Here is a 1,299-nt window from a genome sequence, read left to right as displayed (position 1 = left end):
AATTGGCGGCACAACTCGAAGAATATGAATTAATCCAGTCACTTCCCGGTATAGGTGAAAAAATCGCAGCCACGATACTTTCAGAAGTTGGGGAAATTGACCGGTTTAATCATCCAAAAAAGTTAGTAGCCTTTGCAGGACTAGACCCAAGTGTGTTTGAATCTGGACGCTTTAAAGGCACAAAAAATCACATTACCAAACGTGGCTCAGCTAGACTTCGTCACATGCTTTACACAGCCGTTCGCTGTTCGATTCGAGATAGCCGTAAAAAGAAAACAACAGATGAAAATATTGCACGAAATAAACGATTACGAGCCTTCTACGATTTGAAACGGGAGGAAGGTAAACCGTATAAAGTAGCCATTATAGCTTGTACTAATAAGCTTTTACACTGGATTTATGCCATATTAAAAACGAAAACACCGTTCCAAGAAACTATTTAGTAATAGCATTTTCCGATAAAACCAAAACCTTCCACATTGAATGAGGAGGGTTATTTGTGTAGTGCATTTTTAGTATAACATGAAGTGTTTTTCCATTTAAAATGTTTTACTTGACATTCTATTAGCTGGTTTAGTGGAATAAGCAATCTACCTATAATATCTAATTTTGATCAATAAATTTAAGAAAGAGTGCGTTAATCCCTCTATAGATTAACGCACTAATAAACAGTTTCTACTTAGAAAACAAGCCACAATTTTGAATGATTTGATCGGTATGTAACAATGTCGCCTCTTTTATGCTTACATTATTCCGTTTCAGAAATGCTTGTACTACTTGGTAGCCAACTGCATAACCTGCAAAAGAAGATAGGCCAACTGGCTGATACCCTTGTTCTATAGCAATCACGTCCCCAAACATGTAACTACTTATCTCCGTAAATCCTTTGACATGTAATACTTCTTTGATGACGTCTCTCGAATATTCCAAGTCCTCCTCATCAAAAGAAGTAATCCATGGACCCAATAGTTCCACTCCATAAAGTTCTCTCGCAAAGGATTCTGCTAACCCCTCAATCACTAAGTAATCGCCTACTGTAACATTTCCATGATCCCAATCAAAGTAAGAAAATCGAATATTATGATGAAATTCATGTGCTATCACAGCCGGCAATCTAGGGATATTATATGAATTAGGGAATATAGAAACATGAATATATCCCGGAATACCCCCAAACCCACAATACCCCTTTTGTAATTTTAGTTTTTCTGGATCCGCAATATATAAACCGAACTTCAATTCATCAGCGTTAATTTGCAAATTATTAGTTTCAAGAAAGGAAATGCATTCATTTAATGT

2 protein-coding genes are annotated in these 1,299 nt (G+C 36.3%); one reads left to right on the top strand and one right to left on the bottom strand.

Features of this window, described 5'->3' with window-relative positions:
- On the top strand, window positions 1–443 hold a 443-nt coding region (locus ACQKMD_RS21995), incomplete at its 5' end, for a transposase (RefSeq protein ID WP_427754703.1).
- 232 nt (window positions 444–675) lie between these two features.
- Here ACQKMD_RS21995 and ACQKMD_RS21990 read toward each other — a convergent pair.
- The coding region (locus ACQKMD_RS21990) for a DUF2268 domain-containing protein (protein WP_427754702.1) at window positions 676–1,299 on the bottom strand (624 nt) is incomplete at its 5' end.

This window comes from Viridibacillus sp. NPDC096237 (genome assembly GCF_050278625.1).
Lineage (GTDB): Bacteria > Bacillota > Bacilli > Bacillales_A > Planococcaceae > Viridibacillus.
Note: the sequence above shows the minus strand (reverse complement) of the source record. Positions and strands in the feature narration are given on the sequence as shown.